Source organism: Citrobacter sp. Cu096 (assembly GCF_030332285.1).
Lineage (GTDB): Bacteria > Pseudomonadota > Gammaproteobacteria > Enterobacterales > Enterobacteriaceae > Citrobacter > Citrobacter meridianamericanus.
The window spans coordinates 61,751-82,791 of the sequence record NZ_JAOWID010000029.1 but is presented as its reverse complement, the minus strand read 5'-3'; the positions used below and the strand labels follow the sequence as shown (position 1 = coordinate 82,791).

Annotated in this window: 21 protein-coding genes; 18 read left to right on the top strand and 3 right to left on the bottom strand. The window is 53.3% G+C overall.

Going from position 1 to position 21,041, the window contains the following annotated elements; all coding sequences use genetic code 11:
* Positions 1-4 precede the first annotated feature (4 nt).
* Both pyrG and eno read left to right on the top strand, forming a co-directional pair.
* Positions 5-1,642 carry a glutamine hydrolyzing CTP synthase gene (pyrG, locus tag OGX99_RS13295; protein WP_003034127.1) on the top strand — a complete coding sequence of 546 codons (1,638 nt, stop codon included), beginning with the start codon at positions 5-7 and terminating at the stop codon, positions 1,640-1,642.
* 87 nt (positions 1,643-1,729) lie between these two features.
* Positions 1,730-3,028, top strand: coding sequence for a phosphopyruvate hydratase (gene eno, locus OGX99_RS13290; protein ID WP_151218248.1), 1,299 nt, complete (start codon positions 1,730-1,732; stop codon positions 3,026-3,028).
* Positions 3,029-3,083: 55 nt separating this feature from the next.
* Here eno and OGX99_RS13285 read toward each other — a convergent pair whose 3' ends face one another.
* The gene (locus OGX99_RS13285) at positions 3,084-3,908 is read right to left on the bottom strand and encodes a MurR/RpiR family transcriptional regulator (RefSeq protein WP_151218247.1); all 825 of its coding nucleotides are present in this window, start codon (positions 3,906-3,908) and stop codon (positions 3,084-3,086) included.
* A gap of 166 nt (positions 3,909-4,074) precedes the next feature.
* Between OGX99_RS13285 and OGX99_RS13280 the strand changes: the two genes are divergently transcribed.
* The 3 genes from OGX99_RS13280 to queE all read left to right on the top strand — a co-directional run bounded on the left by OGX99_RS13280 (position 4,075) and on the right by queE (position 7,063).
* Complete coding sequence (locus OGX99_RS13280) at positions 4,075-5,631, top strand: maltose/glucose-specific PTS transporter subunit IIC (RefSeq protein ID WP_151218246.1); 1,557 nt, start codon at positions 4,075-4,077, stop codon at positions 5,629-5,631.
* Positions 5,631-6,320 carry an N-acetylmannosamine-6-phosphate 2-epimerase gene (locus tag OGX99_RS13275; RefSeq protein ID WP_151224267.1) on the top strand — a complete coding sequence of 230 codons (690 nt, stop codon included), beginning with the start codon at positions 5,631-5,633 and terminating at the stop codon, positions 6,318-6,320. Before OGX99_RS13280 ends, OGX99_RS13275 begins: the two co-directional genes overlap by 1 nt.
* Before the next feature lie 71 nt (positions 6,321-6,391).
* Positions 6,392-7,063 (top strand): 7-carboxy-7-deazaguanine synthase QueE, encoded by a 672-nt coding sequence (queE, locus tag OGX99_RS13270; protein WP_187253124.1) that lies wholly within the window; start codon positions 6,392-6,394, stop codon positions 7,061-7,063.
* A gap of 96 nt (positions 7,064-7,159) precedes the next feature.
* On the opposite strand, the gene queD is transcribed toward queE, so the two are convergent.
* The gene (queD, locus tag OGX99_RS13265) at positions 7,160-7,522 is read right to left on the bottom strand and encodes a 6-carboxytetrahydropterin synthase QueD (protein WP_151218235.1); all 363 of its coding nucleotides are present in this window, start codon (positions 7,520-7,522) and stop codon (positions 7,160-7,162) included.
* A 305-nt stretch (positions 7,523-7,827) separates the two neighbouring features.
* Here queD and cysJ point away from each other — a divergent pair, with 305 nt between their 5' ends.
* From cysJ to cysH, 3 genes are all read left to right on the top strand, one after another.
* Entirely contained in the window at positions 7,828-9,627 is a 1,800-nt protein-coding gene (gene cysJ, locus OGX99_RS13260) for an NADPH-dependent assimilatory sulfite reductase flavoprotein subunit (RefSeq protein ID WP_286543822.1), read from the top strand.
* Positions 9,627-11,339, top strand: a complete 1,713-nt coding sequence (gene cysI / locus OGX99_RS13255; protein WP_286543819.1) for an assimilatory sulfite reductase (NADPH) hemoprotein subunit — start codon at positions 9,627-9,629, stop codon at positions 11,337-11,339. Before cysJ ends, cysI begins: the two co-directional genes overlap by 1 nt.
* A gap of 81 nt (positions 11,340-11,420) precedes the next feature.
* Positions 11,421-12,155 (top strand): phosphoadenosine phosphosulfate reductase, encoded by a 735-nt coding sequence (gene cysH, locus OGX99_RS13250; protein WP_286543817.1) that lies wholly within the window; start codon positions 11,421-11,423, stop codon positions 12,153-12,155.
* A gap of 44 nt (positions 12,156-12,199) precedes the next feature.
* Here cysH and OGX99_RS13245 read toward each other — a convergent pair whose 3' ends face one another.
* Positions 12,200-13,243: an aminopeptidase gene (locus tag OGX99_RS13245; RefSeq protein ID WP_252838655.1), complete on the bottom strand. Its 1,044-nt coding sequence runs from the start codon at positions 13,241-13,243 to the stop codon at positions 12,200-12,202.
* 254 nt (positions 13,244-13,497) lie between these two features.
* Between OGX99_RS13245 and cysD the strand changes: the two genes are divergently transcribed.
* From cysD to OGX99_RS13195, 10 genes are all read left to right on the top strand, one after another.
* Positions 13,498-14,406, top strand: coding sequence for a sulfate adenylyltransferase subunit CysD (gene cysD, locus OGX99_RS13240; protein WP_151218231.1), 909 nt, complete (start codon positions 13,498-13,500; stop codon positions 14,404-14,406).
* Between the two features lie 9 nt (positions 14,407-14,415).
* Positions 14,416-15,843 (top strand): sulfate adenylyltransferase subunit CysN, encoded by a 1,428-nt coding sequence (gene cysN, locus OGX99_RS13235; RefSeq protein WP_252838656.1) that lies wholly within the window; start codon positions 14,416-14,418, stop codon positions 15,841-15,843.
* Positions 15,843-16,448 (top strand): adenylyl-sulfate kinase, encoded by a 606-nt coding sequence (gene cysC / locus OGX99_RS13230; RefSeq protein WP_187253121.1) that lies wholly within the window; start codon positions 15,843-15,845, stop codon positions 16,446-16,448. The genes cysN and cysC overlap by 1 nt, the downstream gene beginning before the upstream one ends.
* A 47-nt stretch (positions 16,449-16,495) precedes the next feature.
* Positions 16,496-16,819 carry a DUF3561 family protein gene (locus OGX99_RS13225; protein ID WP_151218229.1) on the top strand — a complete coding sequence of 108 codons (324 nt, stop codon included), beginning with the start codon at positions 16,496-16,498 and terminating at the stop codon, positions 16,817-16,819.
* Positions 16,820-17,033: 214 nt separating this feature from the next.
* A complete protein-coding gene (gene ftsB / locus OGX99_RS13220; RefSeq protein WP_252838657.1) occupies positions 17,034-17,345 on the top strand; it encodes a cell division protein FtsB in 312 nt (103 codons plus the stop codon).
* A gap of 18 nt (positions 17,346-17,363) precedes the next feature.
* Entirely contained in the window at positions 17,364-18,059 is a 696-nt protein-coding gene (gene ispD / locus OGX99_RS13215; protein WP_151218227.1) for a 2-C-methyl-D-erythritol 4-phosphate cytidylyltransferase, read from the top strand.
* A gap of 66 nt (positions 18,060-18,125) precedes the next feature.
* Positions 18,126-18,605, top strand: coding sequence for a 2-C-methyl-D-erythritol 2,4-cyclodiphosphate synthase (gene ispF / locus OGX99_RS13210; RefSeq protein ID WP_151224260.1), 480 nt, complete (start codon positions 18,126-18,128; stop codon positions 18,603-18,605).
* Complete coding sequence (gene truD, locus OGX99_RS13205) at positions 18,602-19,651, top strand: tRNA pseudouridine(13) synthase TruD (RefSeq protein ID WP_151224259.1); 1,050 nt, start codon at positions 18,602-18,604, stop codon at positions 19,649-19,651. Before ispF ends, truD begins: the two co-directional genes overlap by 4 nt.
* Positions 19,632-20,393 (top strand): 5'/3'-nucleotidase SurE, encoded by a 762-nt coding sequence (gene surE / locus OGX99_RS13200; RefSeq protein ID WP_151218225.1) that lies wholly within the window; start codon positions 19,632-19,634, stop codon positions 20,391-20,393. Before truD ends, surE begins: the two co-directional genes overlap by 20 nt.
* Positions 20,387-21,013, top strand: a complete 627-nt coding sequence (locus OGX99_RS13195) for a protein-L-isoaspartate(D-aspartate) O-methyltransferase (RefSeq protein ID WP_286543804.1) — start codon at positions 20,387-20,389, stop codon at positions 21,011-21,013. Before surE ends, OGX99_RS13195 begins: the two co-directional genes overlap by 7 nt.
* Positions 21,014-21,041: the final 28 nt, after the last annotated feature.

Below are 21,041 nucleotides of genomic sequence, written 5' to 3'. Positions count from 1 at the left end.
CAGCATGACAACGAACTATATTTTTGTGACCGGCGGGGTCGTATCCTCTCTGGGAAAAGGCATTGCCGCAGCCTCCCTGGCAGCCATTCTTGAAGCCCGTGGCCTCAATGTGACCATGATGAAACTGGATCCGTACATCAACGTTGATCCAGGTACTATGAGCCCAATCCAACACGGGGAAGTGTTCGTTACCGAAGACGGCGCTGAAACCGACCTGGACCTGGGTCACTACGAGCGTTTCATTCGTACTAAAATGAGCCGCCGCAACAACTTCACCACGGGTCGTATTTACTCCGACGTTCTGCGTAAAGAACGCCGTGGCGACTACCTGGGCGCTACCGTTCAGGTTATCCCGCACATCACGAATGCCATTAAAGAACGCGTTCTGGAAGGCGGTGAAGGTCATGATGTTGTTCTGGTTGAAATCGGCGGAACCGTTGGGGATATCGAATCTCTGCCGTTCCTTGAAGCGATTCGCCAGATGGCCGTAGAAATTGGCCGCGAGCACACGCTGTTTATGCATCTGACGCTGGTTCCGTACATGGCGGCGGCAGGTGAAGTCAAAACTAAACCGACTCAGCACTCGGTAAAAGAGTTGCTTTCTATCGGTATTCAGCCAGATATCCTGATTTGTCGCTCCGATCGCGCAGTTCCGGCTAATGAACGTGCAAAAATTGCATTATTCTGTAACGTTCCGGAAAAAGCGGTGATTTCTCTGAAAGATGTCGATTCCATCTATAAAATTCCGGGCCTGTTGAAATCCCAGGGCCTTGACGATTATATTTGTAAACGATTCAGCTTGAACTGTCCGGAAGCTAATCTGTCAGAATGGGAACAGGTTATCTACGAAGAAGCGAATCCGGCAGGCGAAGTGACTATCGGTATGGTCGGCAAGTACATTGAACTGCCGGATGCCTATAAGTCAGTTATCGAGGCACTGAAGCACGGTGGTCTGAAGAATCGTGTCACCGTCAACATCAAGTTGATCGATTCGCAAGATGTCGAAACGCGCGGCGTTGAGATCCTGAAAGGTCTTGATGCAATCCTGATCCCAGGCGGCTTCGGCTACCGTGGTGTTGAAGGTAAAATCGCGACAGCGCGCTTTGCGCGTGAGAACAATATTCCTTATCTGGGCATTTGCCTGGGTATGCAGGTTGCGTTGATTGAGTTTGCACGTAACGTAGTGGGTATGGACAACGCCAACTCCACGGAATTTGTGCCAGACTGTAAGTATCCGGTGGTGGCTCTGATTACCGAATGGCGCGATGAAGACGGTAACGTCGAAGTCCGTACCGAGAAGAGCGATCTGGGCGGCACAATGCGCCTTGGCGCGCAGCAGTGTCAGTTGAGCGACGATAGCCTGGTTCGTCAACTGTACGGCGCGCCGACAATTGTTGAACGCCATCGCCACCGCTACGAAGTCAACAATATGCTGTTGAAACAGATTGAAGCTGCGGGTCTGCGTATTGCAGGCCGTTCCGGTGATGATCAGTTGGTCGAGATCATTGAGGTACCGAATCATCCGTGGTTCGTGGCCTGTCAGTTCCACCCGGAATTTACTTCCACGCCACGTGATGGACACCCGCTGTTTGCCGGCTTTGTGAAAGCCGCCAGTGAACATCAGAAGCGTCAGGCGAAGTAAGAAGTAAATAAGTTAGAACGGCAATGCACCCTTCAGGGTGCATTGTTTGTCTGGAGTTTTAGTTTAACTTGTACTGAGGAAAATCTAATGTCCAAAATCGTTAAAATCATCGGTCGTGAAATCATCGACTCCCGTGGTAACCCGACTGTTGAAGCCGAAGTACACCTGGAAGGTGGTTTCGTTGGTATGGCAGCAGCTCCGTCAGGTGCTTCTACTGGTTCCCGCGAAGCACTGGAACTGCGCGATGGCGACAAATCCCGTTTCATGGGTAAAGGCGTACTGAAAGCTGTTGCAGCTGTGAATGGCCCGATTGCTCAGGCTCTGCTGGGTAAAGATGCTAAAGATCAGGCTGGCATCGACAAGATCATGATCGATCTGGACGGTACTGAAAACAAATCCAACTTCGGTGCAAACGCCATCCTGGCTGTTTCTCTGGCTGCTGCTAAAGCTGCTGCCGCCGCTAAAGGCCTGCCGCTGTATGCTCACATCGCTGAACTGAACGGCACTCCGGGCAAATACTCCATGCCGGTTCCGATGATGAACATCATCAACGGTGGTGAGCACGCTGACAACAACGTCGACATCCAGGAATTCATGATTCAGCCTGTTGGCGCTAAAACCCTGAAAGAAGCTGTACGTATGGGTTCTGAAGTGTTCCACAACCTGGCTAAAGTTCTGAAAGCCAAAGGTATGAACACTGCAGTGGGTGACGAAGGCGGCTATGCGCCGAACCTGGGTTCCAACGCTGAAGCTCTGTCCGTAATCGCTGAAGCGGTTAAAGCAGCTGGCTACGAGCTGGGCAAAGACATCACTCTGGCGATGGACTGTGCAGCGTCTGAATTCTACAAAGACGGTAAATACGTTCTGGCTGGCGAAGGCAACAAAGCGTTCACCTCTGAAGAATTCACCCACTTCCTGGAAGAACTGACCAAACAGTACCCGATCGTGTCCATCGAAGATGGTCTGGACGAGTCTGACTGGGATGGTTTCGCATACCAGACTAAAGTACTGGGCGACAAAATCCAGCTGGTTGGTGACGACCTGTTCGTAACCAACACCAAGATCCTGAAAGAAGGCATCGAAAAAGGCATCGTTAACTCCATCCTGATCAAATTCAACCAGATCGGTTCTCTGACCGAAACTCTGGCTGCGATCAAAATGGCGAAAGACGCTGGCTACACCGCTGTCATCTCTCACCGTTCTGGCGAAACTGAAGACGCTACCATCGCTGACCTGGCTGTTGGTACCGCTGCAGGCCAGATCAAAACCGGTTCTATGAGCCGTTCTGACCGCGTTGCTAAGTACAACCAGCTGATTCGTATCGAAGAAGCTCTGGGTGAACAAGCACCGTACAACGGTCGTAAAGAGATCAAAGGTCAGGCTTAATCCTGTTCTTTAGCTCTTAACGTAAAAACCCGCGGCGGCGGGTTTTTTTATGTCTTTAAAGCAGTAGCGGTAAGGTCGCGCTGGCGGTTTGCTGGCTCACATCACTATACTTTTCATCCAGCGCAATCAGCGATGTGGTGAGCAGTTCTACCAACAGCATTACTCCCACTTTGGCGTTTAGCGCGCCAGCACTCAATGGACCTTCTGGTTTGGCTGCGACCAGTTGAATATCGCTCAGCGAGGCCAGCGGACTGCGTGGCGTATTACTCAGTGCCAGCACGCGCACGCCTTGCTTACGCGCCAGTTTTACGACGTGCAGCAGATCGCGGGTAGAGCCAGAACTGGATATCGCTACCACGAGCGTGTTTTTGCTAAGCGTAGTGGCATTCATGGCTGCGCGGTGCATGTCGCTGAACAGTTGCGCGGGTTTGCCCAGACGCAGGAGCTTGTAATGTAAATACTCCCCCAGAATGGCGCTGGCAGCCACGCCATAAATCTGTACCGACTGAGCCTGATGTAGCGCCAGAGCGGCAGCTTCCAGTAATGTCCTGTCGAGTAATTTTGCTGTGTCCTGCAGCGCTTGTACGGATTCATTGACTACATTGTCAATTTCATCACCGCTGTGCTCTACCGGCTGTTCTTGCTGGAGATCGAGCGCGAGCGCCATCTTAAATTCGTTGTAACCCTTACACCCCAGCGTACGGCACAGGCGCGTAACGCTTGCCTCGCTGGTATCGCTTTCGCGCGCCAGTTCGGTAATCGTCAGGTAGACAACTTTTGCCGGATCGCTGAGCACGAACTCACCCAGCTTTTGCTGTGTTCGGCTATATCCATCAACGCTCTGGCGCAATCTTAGCAGCAGGTTTTCATTTTCTGACATGCAAAATCCTTAATGCGTTTCTCTGCTGATAGTGTGGCGGAAAGCAGGGGAGAGATGCCAGTCATTTTAAAAAAGTATGATCGGCTTCCTGGTTTTTGATGATAATTTTCATTTTTAAAAATAAATATGGTAAAAATTTTCATCATTAATCGGGAGAGATGAAAAAATGATGCAAATGTTTAGCGGCGCCTCATCAGGGGCATGGTTTGAAAAAGCGCAACGGTTTGGCAAATCGTTCATGCTGCCGATTGCGGTATTGCCCGCTGCCGGATTGTTGTTAGGGATTGGTGGTGCGCTGTCGAATCCAAATACATTAACGGCTTATCCGTTTTTGGATGTCGACTGGTTGCAGGCAATCTTCACAATCATGACCAGTGCCGGTTCCATTGTGTTTGCCAATCTGTCGGTGCTCTTTGCGGTGGGTGTCGCGGTGGGGCTGGCGAAGACAGATAAAGGCACTGCCGGGCTCGCGGCGTTGCTGGCATTTCTGGTGATGAATGCCACCATCAACGCCTTATTGACGCTCAACGGAACGCTGGCCCACGAGAATCCCGGTGCCGTAGGTCAGGGGATGACGCTGGGTATTCAGACGCTGGAAACGGGCGTATTTGGTGGGGTGGTGATTGGGCTCGTCACCTGCGCGCTGCATAGCCGTTTCAATAAAGTCTCGCTGCCTCAGTTTCTTGGTTTCTTCAGCGGTTCACGCTTTGTACCGATTATTAGCTCCCTTGCTGCGATAGTCGTGGGTGCCGTCATGACGGTGGTCTGGCCGCATTTCCAGAAACTCATTTTTGGACTGGGTGGTCTGGTGGATGCGACCGGTTATCTGGGTACATTACTTTACGGCTTCATCCTGCGTATGCTTGGCCCACTGGGGTTACACCATATCTTTTATTTGCCGTTCTGGACTACAGCGCTTGGCGGGAGTGAAATCGTCAACGGCCAGTTGGTTGAAGGTACGCAGCGAATTTTCTTTGCCCAACTTGCCGATCCGAATACGCAGCAGTTCTATGCGGGTACCTCGCGCTTTATGTCCGGGCGCTTTATCACTATGATGTTCGGCCTGCTTGGCGCATGTCTTGCGATGTACCATACTGCAAAACCAGAGAACAGAAAGCTTGTCGCTGGACTATTGCTGTCAGCGGCGCTGACCTCTTTCCTGACAGGGATCACTGAGCCTATCGAGTTCTCCTTCCTGTTTGTCGCCCCCGTGTTATACGTCATTCATGCCTTTTTCGATGGTCTGGCGTTTATGATGGCGCATATTTTACATATCACCATCGGGCAAACCTTTTCGGGTGGGCTTATCGATTTCCTACTCTTTGGCGTACTACAGGGGGAAGCTAAAACCAACTGGATGTACGTCCCCATGGTGGGGATCCCGTGGTTCTTCCTTTACTACTTCACCTTCCGCTATTTGATTAACCGCTTTAACTGGCTGACGCCTGGCCGTGAAAACGTAACCCCGATTGAATCCGGTCTGCCGCAAACTGAACGCGCAGCGGCAGTCATCGCCGGGCTGGGAGGCAAAGAGAATCTGGAAGAGGTGGACTGTTGCGCCACGCGCTTACGTGTGACGGTGAAAGAGAGCAGCAAGGTAGATGAAGCTGCGCTGAAAGCGACTGGAGCGCGTGGTGTAATTATTCGCGGCAACGGTGTTCAGGTGATTTATGGCCCGCATGTCACCATCATTAAAAACGAAGTCGAAGAGATCTTATCGTAATGAAAACTGTACTGGATTCCCTGAAAGGTAAATTAATCGTCTCCTGCCAGGCGCTGGAAAATGAGCCCCTGCACAGTCCGTTTATTATGTCGCGTATGGCGCTGGCGGCAGCGCAGGGCGGCGCGGTAGGTATTCGCGCGAACAGCGTGGTGGATATTCGCGCGATCAAAGAGAGCGTCTCCCTGCCGGTGATTGGGATTATCAAGCGCGATTATCCGGGCAGTGATGTGTTTATCACGGCCACGCTCCAGGAAGTGGACGAGCTGATGACCGTTGAGCCGGAGATTATTGCTCTGGATGCGACAGCGCGCCTGCGCCCTGGTGGACAAACGCTGGAAGAATTAGTTATGCAAATCCGCGCTCGCTACCCGTCTGTGCTGCTGATGGCGGATATCGCCACAGTAGACGAGGCTGCGACAGCCGAACGTTTGGGTTTTGACTGCGTCGGCACCACGCTCTATGGCTATACCGCAGACACTGCCGGACATGTGCTGGCGGAAAACGACTGCGGTTTTTTGCGTGAGGTATTGGCGGCGGTCAGCGTGCCTGTTGTGGCAGAAGGAAACGTCGATACTCCGGAACGTGCCGCACGATGCCTGGCATTAGGCGCCCATACCGTAGTGGTTGGGGGGGCTATCACGCGTCCGCAGCAGATAACGGCGCGCTTTGTCGCGGCGATCGCCTCGTAAAGCATCGATGGGGCATGATACTTTGGCGGGGATCTGCGATAATTATCGTTTATCCCCATATTGAGAGCGCTATGCAGTACCCGATTAACGAGATGTTCCAGACCCTGCAAGGTGAGGGTTACTTTACCGGCGTCCCCGCCATTTTTATTCGTTTACAGGGATGCCCGGTTGGCTGTGCCTGGTGCGATACCAAACACACCTGGGATAAGCTTGAGGATCGGGAAGTTTCCCTGTACAGCATCCTGGCTAAGACCAAAGAGAGCGATAAATGGGGGGCGGCGAGCAGTGAAGATCTGCTGGCGGTCATTCAGCGCCAGGGCTATACCGCCCGTCATGTGGTGATAACCGGTGGTGAGCCCTGCATTCATGACCTGATGCCGCTGACTGATCTGCTGGAAAAGAACGGCTTTAGTTGCCAGATTGAAACCAGCGGTACCCACGAAGTGCGCTGTACGCCGAATACCTGGGTGACTGTATCACCGAAGGTAAATATGCGTGGCGGCTATGATGTGCTGTCACAGGCGCTGGAGCGCGCGAATGAAATCAAACATCCGGTTGGTCGCGTTCGCGATATTGAAGCGCTGGATGAACTGTTGGCAACGTTGAGCGACGACAAACCGCGCATCATTGCCTTGCAACCAATCAGTCAGAAAGAAGATGCGACGCGTTTATGTATTGAAACCTGTATTGCGCGCAACTGGCGTCTGTCGATGCAGACTCATAAGTATCTGAATATAGCCTGATAATTCTGCCGGGGGATTTCACTTACCCGGCCACAGTTTGCTGGTCATTACAGACCGGATAAGACCGCGATGCGTCCCTATCCGGTAATACTACAATCACTCGCCGCGATACACGCAGCCCGCTGTGCAGGTCTCTTTCACCATTACGGCACTCAGCAGAGGGACAATCGGTTTAACCTGATCCCAAATCCATTTTGCCAACACTTCACTGGTTGGGTTTTCTAGGCCAGGAATATCGTTCAGATAATAGTGATCGAGTCTGTCGTAGGTCGGCTTAAACGCCGCTTTTAACTCAGAAAAATCCATGATCCAACCGGTATGCGGATCGACTTCACCGGTAATTTCAAGACGCACCATAAATGAGTGACCATGCAGGCGACCACATTTATGCCCTTCTGGTACATGTGGCAGGCGATGAGCGGCTTCGAAGGTGAAATCTTTAAACAAGGTGGTGGACATTTTTTACTCTCAAGAATGCGAAAAACCGCCGTAGGGTACCGTAAAGTACAATTTTTATCATTAGTTAAAAGGGCGCTAAGCATCAGAACGCTATATTTACGCTGTTAATGTTTAATAACTTTTTAAATATCATATAGTTATTAAATCGTTTTTGTCGTTAATGACTATAACTAAAACAGGTTAGTCCATTTGGTTATTTGTTATTTCTATCCCTTCTTTAATTGTTACTATCCCCGCCGTTAACCTTATCTTCAGTTTGGGTTTTATTGCTGAAATCCGCTTTGCTTACTGGAACATGACAACGCATGACGACACAGGCCCCACCTTCCGCTTTGCTACCGCTAAACCCGGAGCAACTGGCACGCCTTCAGGCAGCCACGACTGACTTCACTCCCGCACAGCTCGCGTGGGTTTCTGGCTATTTCTGGGGCGTGCTGAATCAGCAGCCAGGCAGCAATGCGGTGGCACCAGCGCCTGCCGCTCAAATTCCTGGTATTACGCTTATCTCCGCCTCGCAAACCGGTAATGCGCGTCGAGTGGCGGAAGCCCTGCGTGATGATCTTATCGCTGCGAAGCTCAATGTCACTCTGATCAACGCTGGCGACTATAAATTCAAACAAATCGCCAATGAAAAACTGCTGATCGTGGTGGCATCGACGCAAGGGGAAGGTGAACCGGCGGAAGAAGCCGTGGCGTTGCATAAATATCTGTTCTCGAAAAAAGCGCCGAAGCTTGAGAACACTGCTTTTGCCGTGTTTGGTTTGGGCGATACCTCCTATGAATTCTTCTGCCAGGCCGGTAAAGATTTCGACAGTAAACTGGCTGAACTGGGCGGTGAGCGTCTGCTGGAGCGGGTGGATGCTGATGTCGAATACCAGGTCGCTGCCGCGCAGTGGCGCGAGCGTCTGGTTGAGGTTCTGAAAGCGCGTGCGCCGGCTGTACCGTCTGTGCAAGTTGCGGCGAGCGGTGCGGTAAACGAAGTTCACACCAGCCCATATACCAAAGAAGCGCCGCTGGCGGCGTCACTTGCGGTGAATCAGAAAATCACCGGTCGCGACTCACTAAAAGATGTGCGCCATATCGAAATCGATCTCGGCGATTCCGGTCTGCGCTATCAGCCCGGCGACGCGCTGGGCGTGTGGTATCAGAACGATCCCGCGCTGGTCAAAGAGCTGGTTGAACTGCTGTGGCTGAAGGGCGATGAACCGGTAACGGTTAATGGCAAAACGCTGCCTCTGGCCGAAGCGTTGCAGTGGCATTTCGAGCTGACGGTCAACACTGCAAATATCGTGGAAAACTACGCCACGCTGACGCGCAGTGAGTCGCTGCTGCCGCTGGTGGGCGATAAAACGCAATTGCAGCATTACGCCGCGACCACGCCAATCGTTGATATGATGCGTTTCTCCCCGGCACAACTGGACGCTCAGACGTTAGTTGATCTTTTGCGCCCGCTGACCCCGCGTTTGTACTCCATTGCTTCCTCCCAGGCGGAAGTCGAAAGTGAAGTGCATGTGACTGTCGGCGTAGTGCGTTACGACATTGAGGGGCGCGCCCGCGCTGGCGGTGCCTCCAGCTTCCTCGCCGACCGCGTGGAAGAAGAAGGTGAAGTTCGCGTGTTCATTGAACACAACGACAACTTCCGTTTGCCGGCAAACCCGCAGACACCGGTGATTATGATTGGCCCGGGTACGGGAATTGCACCGTTCCGCGCCTTTATGCAGCAGCGTGCGGCCGATGGCGCGGAAGGTAAAAACTGGTTGTTCTTCGGCAACCCGCATTTCACCGAAGATTTCCTCTACCAGGTTGAATGGCAGCGCTACGTCAAAGAGGGCGTGTTGAGCCGGATCGATCTCGCTTGGTCTCGCGATCAAAAAGAAAAAATCTACGTACAAGACAAACTGCGCGAACAGGGCGCGGAACTGTGGCGCTGGATTAACGACGGTGCCCACATTTATGTCTGCGGCGACGCCAATCGCATGGCGAAAGACGTTGAGCAGGCGTTGCTGGAAGTGATTGCTGAATTCGGTGCAATGGACATCGAAGCGGCGGATGAATTTTTAAGTGAGCTGCGCATTGAGCGCCGTTATCAGCGAGATGTCTACTAATGAGCGAAAAACACCCAGGGCCTTTGGTGGTCGAAGGTAAACTGACTGACGCCGAGCGCATGAAGCGTGAAAGTAATTTCCTGCGCGGCACCATCGCGGAAGATCTCAACGACGGTCTCACCGGCGGTTTCCACGGCGATAACTTCCTGCTGATCCGTTTCCACGGTATGTACCAGCAGGACGACCGCGATATTCGTGCCGAACGTGCCGAGCAGAAGCTGGAGCCGCGCCACGCGATGCTACTGCGCTGCCGTTTGCCGGGCGGGGTGATCACTCCAACCCAGTGGAAGGCCATCGACAAATTTGCCGCGGATAACACCATTTACGGCAGCATCCGTCTGACTAACCGTCAGACCTTCCAGTTTCACGGCATTCTGAAGAAGAACGTCAAGCCGGTGCATCAGATGCTGCATTCGGTCGGGCTGGACGCACTGGCGACCGCCAACGACATGAACCGTAACGTGCTGTGCACCTCTAACCCATATGAGTCGCAGCTGCATGCGGAAGCCTACGAGTGGGCGAAGAAAATTTCTGAACATCTGCTGCCGCGCACGCGCGCCTATGCGGAGATCTGGCTCGATCAGGAAAAAGTTGCTACTACCGATGAAGAACCGATCCTCGGGGCGACCTATCTGCCGCGTAAGTTTAAAACCACGGTGGTGATCCCGCCGCAGAACGATATCGATCTGCACGCCAACGACATGAACTTCGTGGCGATTGCCGAAAACGGCAAGCTGGTAGGCTTTAACCTGCTGGTCGGCGGCGGTCTCTCAATCGAGCACGGCAACAAGAAAACCTATGCCCGCACCGCGAGCGAATTCGGCTTCCTGCCGCTGGAGCACACCCTGGCGGTGGCAGAAGCGGTGGTCACGACTCAGCGCGATTGGGGTAACCGTACCGACCGTAAAAACGCTAAAACCAAATACACCCTTGAGCGCGTCGGCGTCGATACCTTCAAGGAAGAAGTTGAGCGTCGCGCGGGGATCAAATTTGAGCCGATCCGCCCGTACGAGTTCACTGGCCGCGGCGATCGCATCGGTTGGGTGAAAGGGAGCGACAATAACTGGCACCTGACGTTGTTTATTGAAAATGGCCGTATTCTGGATTATCCAGGCCGTCCGCTGAAAACGGGGCTGCTGGAGATCGCGAAGATCCACAAAGGCGATTTCCGCATCACTGCCAACCAGAACTTGATCATCGCTGGTGTACCGGAAAGCCAGAAGACGAAGGTAGAGAAGCTGGCGCGCGATCATGGACTGATGAATGCGGTAAAACCGCAGCGTGAAAACTCGATGGCCTGCGTGTCGTTCCCGACTTGTCCGCTGGCGATGGCCGAAGCCGAACGCTTCCTGCCATCGTTCACGGATAAAGTGGAAGCGATTCTGGAAAAACACGGCATTCCCGACGAGCATATCGTGATGCGCGTTACCGGTTGTCCGAACGGCTGCGGTCGCGCGATGCTGGCGGAACTGGGGCTGGTGGGGAAAGCGCCGGGTCGCTATAACCTGCATCTGGGCGGTAACCGTATCGGCACACGTATTCCGCGTATGTTCCGCGAGAACATCACCGAGCCGGAAATTCTTGATTCCATCGATGAGCTTGTCGGGCGCTGGGCGAAAGAGCGCGAAGCGGGTGAAGGCTTCGGTGACTTTACGGTGCGTGCGGGCATTATTCGCCCGGTGCTCGATCCAGCGCGGGATTTCTGGGAATAATGTGAATTGCCGGATGGCGCGCTTATCAGACCTACAGACCTGCTACGCGCGCCATTTGGCAAGGCAAACAGCGAGGAACTTATGTCCAAACTCGATCTCAACGCGTTGAACGACCTGCCAAAAGTCGAGCGCGTGCTGGCGCTGGCCGAAACCAACGCCGAACTGGAAAAACTGAGTGCCGAGGATCGCGTGGCGTGGGCGCTGGAAAACCTGCCAGGTGAATATGTGCTGTCATCAAGCTTCGGTATTCAGGCAGCAGTGAGTCTGCATCTGGTGAATCAGATCCGCCCGGATATCCCGGTGATCCTGACCGATACCGGCTACCTGTTCCCTGAAACCTACCAGTTTATTGACGAGTTAACGGACAAACTCAAGCTGAATCTCCAGGTTTATCGCGCGAAAGAGAGCGCCGCCTGGCAGGAAGCACGTTACGGTAAGCTGTGGGAACAGGGCGTTGAAGGCATTGAAAAATACAATGACATCAACAAAGTCGAGCCGATGAACCGGGCGCTACAGGAACTCGACGCGCAAACCTGGTTTGCTGGTTTGCGTCGCGAACAGTCCGGCAGTCGTGCGCATTTGCCGGTGTTGGCTATTCAGCGTGGCGTGTTTAAAGTGCTGCCGATTATCGACTGGGACAACCGTACGGTTTACCAGTATCTGCAAAAGCACGGCATGAAATACCATCCGCTGTGGGACCAGGGCTATCTGTCAGTCGGCGATACGCATACCACCCGCAAATGGGAGCCGGGAATGGCGGAAGAAGAGACGCGGTTCTTTGGGCTCAAGCGCGAGTGCGGGCTGCACGAAGGGTGACAGCTAGCAGCCCGGTAACGTTTACATATTACCGGACTGCTTCTTCAGGATTTATCTGCTTTCGCCAGTTCTTTTACCAGCGGCAGCATAATGCGTACCACGTCGCGGCTACGGCGCTCTATCCGGCCCGGTAAGGCTTTATCGATATGCTGCTGGTTATCCAGTCGCACATCATGCCAGCTGTTGCCAGCCGGGAACGAGGCGCTTTTGGCGCGCTGTTGGTAGCCATCTTTCTTGCCCAGGCTCCAGTTAGTCGCTTCAACGGAGAGCACGGCAATACCCGCGTCGTCGAAGACTTCCGAATCGTTACAACATCCTGTTCCCTTCGGATAGTCTTTGTTCTGGCCCGGATTGGTACTGGCTACAATCCCGCGACTATGCGCGATAGCCAGCGCCCGGTCGCGCGTCAGTTTTCGAACTGCTTCCGGGGTTTTCTTACCGCTGTTGAAATAGAGTTTATCCCCGACGATCAAATTATCGAGGTTAATCACCAGCAGCGTGTTTTTCTTCTCGGCGGCACTCATTCGTTTCAGAATGTTTTCTGCGCCGAGTTTGCCTTCTTCCTCGCCGCTGGTGGCAATAAATCGGATGCCGTACTGCGTCGGCACGTCTTTGAGTTTTTCCGCCAGTTCCAGCATTACGCCAACGCCTGCAGCGTTGTCGTCGATACCTTGCAGGGTTAACCCACCCAGATTGGCATCTGAATCGGCGTCGCTTTGTGCAGCGTAGGTGTCGAGATGCGCCATGATAATAATCTGCTGCGGCGCTTTACCTTCATGTGCTGCAATAACGGTGCTTCCCGTTACGTTATGCCAGTTTTTACGGTTATTTTTGGCGGTATAAACATAACGGCTATTAAACGTCCGAATATCACTGCTGTAGCCCATCTGCTGGAATTGCTGACGTATATAATCAGCAGATAACATTTCAGCCGGAGATCCCGTCACGCGGCCCGGGAAAAACGTTGCGATATATCGAGCCTGGGTATTTGCGATATCTCCAGGTTTGGAGGATGTTGCCTGTGCTGGAAGGATAAAACACGCGCCGAGCGCCATGGCAGCAATAAGGTGGCGCGTTGCGGAAAACATAATGAGTCCTTAAATACCAAGCAGAAATTTTCAGCCGCTAGTATGAAACTGTGATCGAGGTAAAACAATTTCATTTGCTCCTAAATGCCCGAAATCCGGTAGCTTAAGCACTTTTTGATATTTGCTTTTCCGGATCGTTATTCCTTTGAGGAACTACTCATTCCAATTCGTAATTTCATTCGCCCTCTTGCCCTCCCTATAGTCAGGTTATCTGAGCATCGTTAGCAAAATAACGGCATTACATAGGAACGGTTATGGATCAAAAACGACTTACCCACCTGCGGCAACTGGAAGCGGAAAGCATCCATATCATTCGTGAGGTGGCCGCCGAGTTTTCTAATCCGGTGATGATGTATTCCATCGGCAAAGATTCCAGCGTAATGCTGCATCTGGCGCGTAAAGCGTTTTATCCTGGCACGCTGCCGTTTCCTCTGCTGCACGTTGATACCGGCTGGAAATTCAGCGAGATGTACGAATTTCGTGACCGTACGGCGAAAGCCTATGGCTGCGAACTGCTGGTGCATAAAAACCCGGAAGGGGTGGCGATGGGCATCAACCCGTTTGTCCACGGTAGCGCCAAACATACCGACATTATGAAAACCGAGGGGTTGAAGCAGGCGCTGAACAAATACGGTTTTGACGCCGCGTTCGGTGGCGCTCGCCGTGACGAAGAGAAATCGCGCGCTAAAGAACGCATCTATTCTTTCCGCGATCGTTTTCATCGCTGGGACCCGAAAAACCAGCGTCCGGAACTGTGGCACAACTACAACGGACAAATTAATAAAGGTGAAAGTATTCGCGTATTCCCGCTCTCCAACTGGACCGAACAGGATATCTGGCAGTACATCTGGCTGGAAAACATCGACATCGTACCGCTGTACCTGGCGGCGGAGCGTCCGGTGCTGGAACGCGACGGCATGTTGATGATGATTGATGACGACAGAATCGATCTGCAACCTGGGGAAGTGATTAAAAAACGCATGGTACGTTTTCGCACGCTCGGCTGCTGGCCGCTGACGGGGGCGGTGGAGTCGCATGCGCAGACGCTGCCGGAAATTATCGAAGAGATGCTGGTCTCAACCACCAGTGAACGTCAGGGCCGCGTGATTGACCGCGACCAGGCGGGCTCCATGGAGCTGAAGAAACGTCAGGGGTATTTCTAAGGAGCCGCCATGAATACGACACTTGCACAACAAATTGCTAATGAAGGCGGCGTTGAAGCCTGGATGGTTGCCCAGCAACACAAAAGTCTGCTGCGCTTTTTAACCTGCGGTAGCGTGGATGACGGGAAAAGTACCCTGATTGGTCGCCTGCTGCATGACACGCGTCAGATTTACGAAGATCAGCTTTCATCGCTGCACAACGACAGCAAACGTCACGGCACCCAGGGCGAAAAGCTCGATCTGGCGTTATTGGTTGACGGCTTACAGGCCGAGCGTGAGCAGGGCATCACCATCGACGTGGCTTACCGTTATTTCTCTACCGAGAAGCGTAAATTTATCATTGCGGATACCCCGGGTCATGAGCAGTACACCCGTAACATGGCCACCGGTGCGTCGACCTGCGACCTGGCGATCCTGCTGATCGATGCGCGTAAAGGCGTGCTGGATCAGACTCGTCGTCATAGCTTTATCTCCACGCTACTTGGGGTCAAACATCTGGTGGTGGCGATCAACAAAATGGATCTGGTGGGCTTTAGCGAAGAGACATTTAACCGCATTCGCGAAGATTATCTTACTTTTGCTGAACAGTTGCCGGGCAACCTGGATATCCGGTTTGTGCCGCTCTCTGCGCTGGAAGGCGACAACGTGGCTTCGCAAAGCGACAGCATGCTGTGGTACAGCGGTCCGACGCTGCTGGAAGTGCTTGAAACCGTTGAGATTCAACGTAGTGTTGATACGCAACCGATGCGTTTCCCGGTGCAGTATGTGAACCGACCGAATTTGGATTTTCGTGGTTATGCCGGAACGCTGGCCTCCGGTAGCGTGAAGGTCGGGCAGCGCGTCAAAGTGCTGCCGTCCGGCGTTGAGTCCAGCGTAGCGCGGATCGTCACGTTTGATGGCGACTTGCAGGAAGCGCATGCGGGAGAAGCGATAACCCTGGTATTGAAAGATGAGATCGACATCAGCCGGGGCGATCTGCTGCTTGATGCCGGTGAGGCGTTGCCGGCGGTACAAAGCGCTGCCATTGATGTGGTTTGGATGGCGGAACAACCACTGTCGCCTGGACAGAGTTACGACATCAAAGTTGCAGGCAAGAAGACCCGCGCACGCGTTGATAGCGTGCAGTACCAGGTCGATATTAATAACCTTACCCAACGTGACGTTGAAGCGCTACCGCTAAACGGCATCGGTCTGGTTAATCTCACCTTTGATGAGCCGCTGGTGCTGGATACCTATCAACAGAACCCGGTAACGGGCGGGCTGATTATTATTGACCGCCTGACCAACGTTACCGTTGGCGCGGGGTTAGTACGTGAGCCAATCATTCAGGAGCACGCGGCGGCTTCTCAGTTCAGCGCGTTTGAGCTGGAGTTTAATGCGCTGGTGCGTCGCCACTTCCCACACTGGGGCGCGCGCGATCTGCTGGGAGGACAATAATGGCGCTGCATGACGAAAACGTCGTCTGGCATGCCCATCCTGTTACACCGCAACAGCGGGAACAACGCCACGGTCATCGTGGTGTTGTGCTGTGGTTTACCGGGCTGTCAGGTTCCGGTAAATCCACGGTAGCAGGGGCGCTGGAAGAAGCGTTGCATAAGCTGGGGGTGAGTACTTATCTTTTGGATGGCGATAACGTGCGTCACGGTCTGTGCAGCGATCTTGGATTTAGTGATGCCGATCGTAAGGAGAATATTCGTCGGGTTGGTGAAGTGGCTAACCTGATGGTGGATGCGGGTCTTGTGGTGTTGACCGCCTTTATCTCGCCGCATCGTGCCGAGCGCAAAATGGTCCGCGAGCGGGTTGGCGAAGGGCGTTTTATTGAGGTTTTTGTCGATACGCCATTAGCAACGTGTGAAGCACGCGATCCAAAAGGGCTGTATAAAAAAGCGCGGGCGGGTGAGTTGCGCAATTTCACCGGAATTGATTCAGTATACGAAGCGCCTGAATCGCCAGAGATTCATCTTAATGGTGAACAATTGGTAACAAATTTGGTACCCCAATTATTAGACCTGCTGAGGCAGGAAGATATTATCAGATCCTGAGACACCCGAGCTCACATGCCCGGTCAGTCACGGTCACAGGATTAGATATGCGTAACAGCCATAACATTACTATTACAGAGTCGGATACCTTCGCCGCCGACGACGAAACCACCTGGTCACTACCGGGGGCCGTGGTCGGTTTTATCGCGTGGTTGTTGGCGCTGGGATTCCCGTGTCTGATGTATGGCCCTAATACACTGTTTTTCTTCATTTATACCTGGCCCTTTTTCCTCGCATTGCTGCCCGTGGCGATTGTCGCGGGTATTGCTTTGCACTCGCTATTGAAGGGACGGTTGCTGCTGAGCATTATCTGCACCCTGTTGGTGGTTGGGGCGATGTTTGGCGCACTATTTCTATGGTTGCTGGGTTAGGTAAACGCCCTTTTTTAACAATCGCCACGTTGTTCACTCTCTGGTCATAATTCAAACCGTAACCAACAATGAGATTATGTTCTCCTTACACGGGGTATACGTAACAATGGGCAAATGTGGTACATTTGCCCGCGTTGTCGCGGCATTCCCGACCGTTGATGTAAAGTTGTCTGCGGAAATTATGGGATGTTAATGCCGTTTTTCAGGGGGCAGGATGGGTAAACTAACGCTGCTGTTGCTGGCTTTATTAGTCTGGCTGCAGTATTCGCTGTGGTTCGGTAAGAACGGCATACATGACTATAGTCGCGTCAACGATGATGTTGCTGCGCAGCAAGCTACAAACGCGAAACTTAAAGCGCGTAACGATCAGCTTTTTGCCGAAATTGACGATCTCAATGGCGGACAAGAGGCTATTGAGGAGCGTGCGCGCAACGAACTTAGTATGATTAAGCCGGGCGAAACCTTTTATCGTCTGGTGCCTGACGCGTCTAAACGCGCTCAGACTGTAGGGCAAAACAATCGATAAACCGTCCAGGGATTTAACATGGCAGCCACTTTATTGGACGTTTGCGCCGTGGTGCCGGCTGCCGGGTTTGGCCGCCGAATGCAAACAGAGTGTCCTAAGCAGTACCTCTCTATAGGCAATAAAACCATTCTCGAACACTCGGTTGATGCGCTGCTGGCGCATCCCCGGGTGACGCGAGTCGTCATCGCTATCAGCCCAGGCGACAGCCGCTTTGCCCAACTTCCACTTGCTGCGCACCCGCAAATTACCGTGGTGGATGGCGGCAACGAGCGTGCCGATTCTGTCCTTGCCGGTTTGCAAGCCGCAGGGGGGGCCCGTTGGGTGCTGGTGCATGATGCCGCGCGTCCGTGTCTGCACCAGGATGATCTGGCCCGTTTGCTGGCAATCAGCGAGTCCAGCCGTACCGGTGGGATCCTTGCCGCACCGGTACGCGACACAATGAAGCGCGCGGAGCCGGGGCGAACAGACATAGCGCATACGGTCGATCGCAACGATTTATGGCATGCGTTGACGCCGCAGTTTTTCCCACGCGAGCTGTTGCACGACTGCCTGACGCGTGCGCTCAATGAAGGCGCAACCATTACGGACGAAGCCTCGGCGCTGGAATATTGCGGCTTTCATCCACAGCTGGTTGAAGGACGTGCTGACAACATCAAAGTCACCCGCCCGGAAGACCTGGCGCTGGCGGAATTTTATCTGACCCGAACTATCTAGACACTTTATCCTTCACGCTGCAACGAGGCAGCTTGAAGGATGATGTGTATACCAGGAGAAGACATAATGCGAATTGGACACGGTTTCGACGTACACGCTTTTGGCGGCGTTGGCCCAATTATCATTGGTGGTGTGCGCATTCCGTATGAAAAAGGATTGCTGGCGCATTCTGATGGCGATGTGGCGTTACATGCGCTAACCGATGCTCTGCTTGGCGCGGCCGCGCTGGGGGATATCGGTAAACTCTTCCCGGATACCGACCCGGCCTTTAAAGGTGCAGATAGTCGTGAATTATTGCGTGAAGCCTGGCGGCGTATTCAGGCCAAAGGCTATACGCTTGGTAATGTGGATGTGACGATTATTGCTCAGGCGCCGAAGATGCTGCCTCACATTCCGCAAATGCGTGTGTTTATTGCCGAAGACCTCGGCTGCCATATGGAAGATGTTAACGTGAAAGCGACCACCACGGAAAAACTCGGTTTTACCGGGCGTGGGGAAGGGATTGCCTGCGAAGCGGTGGCGTTACTCATTAAGGCAACGAAATGACTGCGTTTGAAGATCTGACGTATCTCCATGGCAAACCACTGGGCCATGGCGTCCTGAAAGCAAACCCGGAAGACTTTGTCGTCGTCGAAGATTTAGGCTTTGAACCGGATGGCGAAGGCGAGCATGTTTTGGTGCGTATCCTGAAAAACGGCTGTAACACCCGTTTTGTCGCTGACGCATTGGCGAAGTTCCTGAAAATTCACGCCCGTGAAGTCAGCTTTGCCGGGCAGAAAGATAAGCATGCGGTCACGGAACAGTGGCTGTGCGCGCGCGTGCCGGGCAATGCGATGCCTGATTTAAGCAAATTTGAGCTTGAAGGTTGTAAAGTGCTGGAGTACGCGCGCCACAAGCGTAAGCTGCGTTTAGGGGCGCTGAAAGGCAACGAATTTACGCTGGTGCTGCGTGAGGTGAGTGAGCGAAATGATGTTGAAGCGCGTTTGCAGGCGATTAGCGAGCGCGGCGTACCGAACTATTTTGGCACTCAACGTTTTGGTATCGGCGGCAGCAACCTGCAAGGAGCGTTGCGTTGGGCGCAAAGCGATGCGCCGGTGCGCGATCGCAATAAACGCAGTTTTTGGTTGTCGGCGGCCCGTAGCGCGTTGTTTAATCAGATAGCCAGTGAACGCCTGAAAAAAACAGACTTTAATCAAGTTGTTGACGGCGATGCGCTACAATTATCGGGGCGCGGAAGCTGGTTTGTCGCCACACAGGAAGAACAAACTGAATTACAGCGTCGCGTCGATGAGAAAGAATTGATGATAACAGCGGCATTGCCGGGCTGCGGTGAGTGGGGAACTCAACGCGACGCACTGGCGTTTGAAGAAGCCGCTGTTGCTGATGAAACCGCGCTGCAGTCTCTGTTATTGCGCGAGAAAGTCGACGCGTCGCGTCGCGCTATGTTGCTGTATCCACAACAATTAAGCTGGAACTGGTGGGATGACGTAACCGTTGAGTTACGTTTCTGGCTACCGGCAGGTAGCTTCGCCACCAGTGTTGTAAGGGAACTTATTAACACAATGGGTGATTATGCGTATATTGCTGAGTAACGATGATGGGGTCCACGCACCCGGTATACAAACGCTGGCGAAAGCGCTGCGTGAGTTTGCTGATGTACAAGTGGTTGCCCCGGATCGTAACCGCAGTGGCGCGTCTAACTCGCTGACGCTGGAGTCCTCACTTCGCACGTTTACCTATGATAACGGCGATATTGCCGTACAAATGGGTACGCCTACCGACTGCGTCTATCTGGGTGTGAACGCATTAATGCGTCCGCGTCCGGACATTGTCGTTTCTGGTATTAACGCGGGTCCAAATCTGGGTGATGATGTCATCTATTCCGGTACCGTTGCGGCGGCGATGGAAGGTCGTCACCTCGGGTTCCCTGCGCTGGCTGTTTCACTTGATGGTCATAAACACTACGATACCGCTGCGGCGGTCACCTGCCGTATCTTACGGGCGCTGAGTCGTGAACCGCTGCGCACCGGACGCATTTTAAATATCAACGTGCCGGATTTACCGCTGGATGAGATTAAAGGGATCCGCGTCACCCGCTGCGGCAGTCGTCATCCGGCGGATCTGGTTATTCCACAGCAGGACCCGCGCGGCAATACGCTGTACTGGATCGGGCCACCGGGAGAAAAATGCGACGCCGGGCCGGATACGGATTTTGCCGCGGTCGATGAAGGCTATGTTTCCATCACGCCGCTGCATGTCGATTTAACCGCATACGGCGCACATGAAGTGGTTTCTGACTGGTTAGACAGCGTGGGAGTCGACACGCAATGGTAAGCAGACGCGTACACACTCTTCTTGAACAATTACGTGCGCAGGGCATCAGAGATGAGCTTGTTCTCGATGCGCTCGCCGCCGTGCCGCGTGAAAAATTCATTGATGAGGCGTTTGAACATAAGGCCTGGGACAATATTGCCCTGCCGATTGGTCAGGGGCAGACGATTTCGCAGCCTTATATGGTAGCGCGGATGACCGAACTGCTGGAGTTAACGCCGCAGTCTCGGGTGCTGGAAATTGGAACTGGCTCTGGCTACCAGACGGCGATTCTGGCGCATCTGGTGCATCATGTGTGTTCCGTTGAACGCATTAAAAGTTTGCAGTGGCAGGCGCGTCGTCGCCTGAAGCAGCTTGATTTACATAATGTTTCGACCCGTCATGGTGATGGATGGCAAGGCTGGCACGCGCGAGCCCCGTTTGACGCTATCATTGTAACGGCTGCGCCGCCTGAGATCCCAACCGCATTGATGATGCAGTTGGATGAGGGCGGCATTCTCGTCTTACCCGTGGGCGATGAGCACCAGTTTTTGAAACGGGTGCGTCGTCGGGGAGGCGAATTTATTATCGATACCGTGGAGGCCGTACGTTTCGTTCCCTTAGTAAAAGGGGAGCTTGCGTAGATATCGGCTGTGAATACCTGGAGTTTTC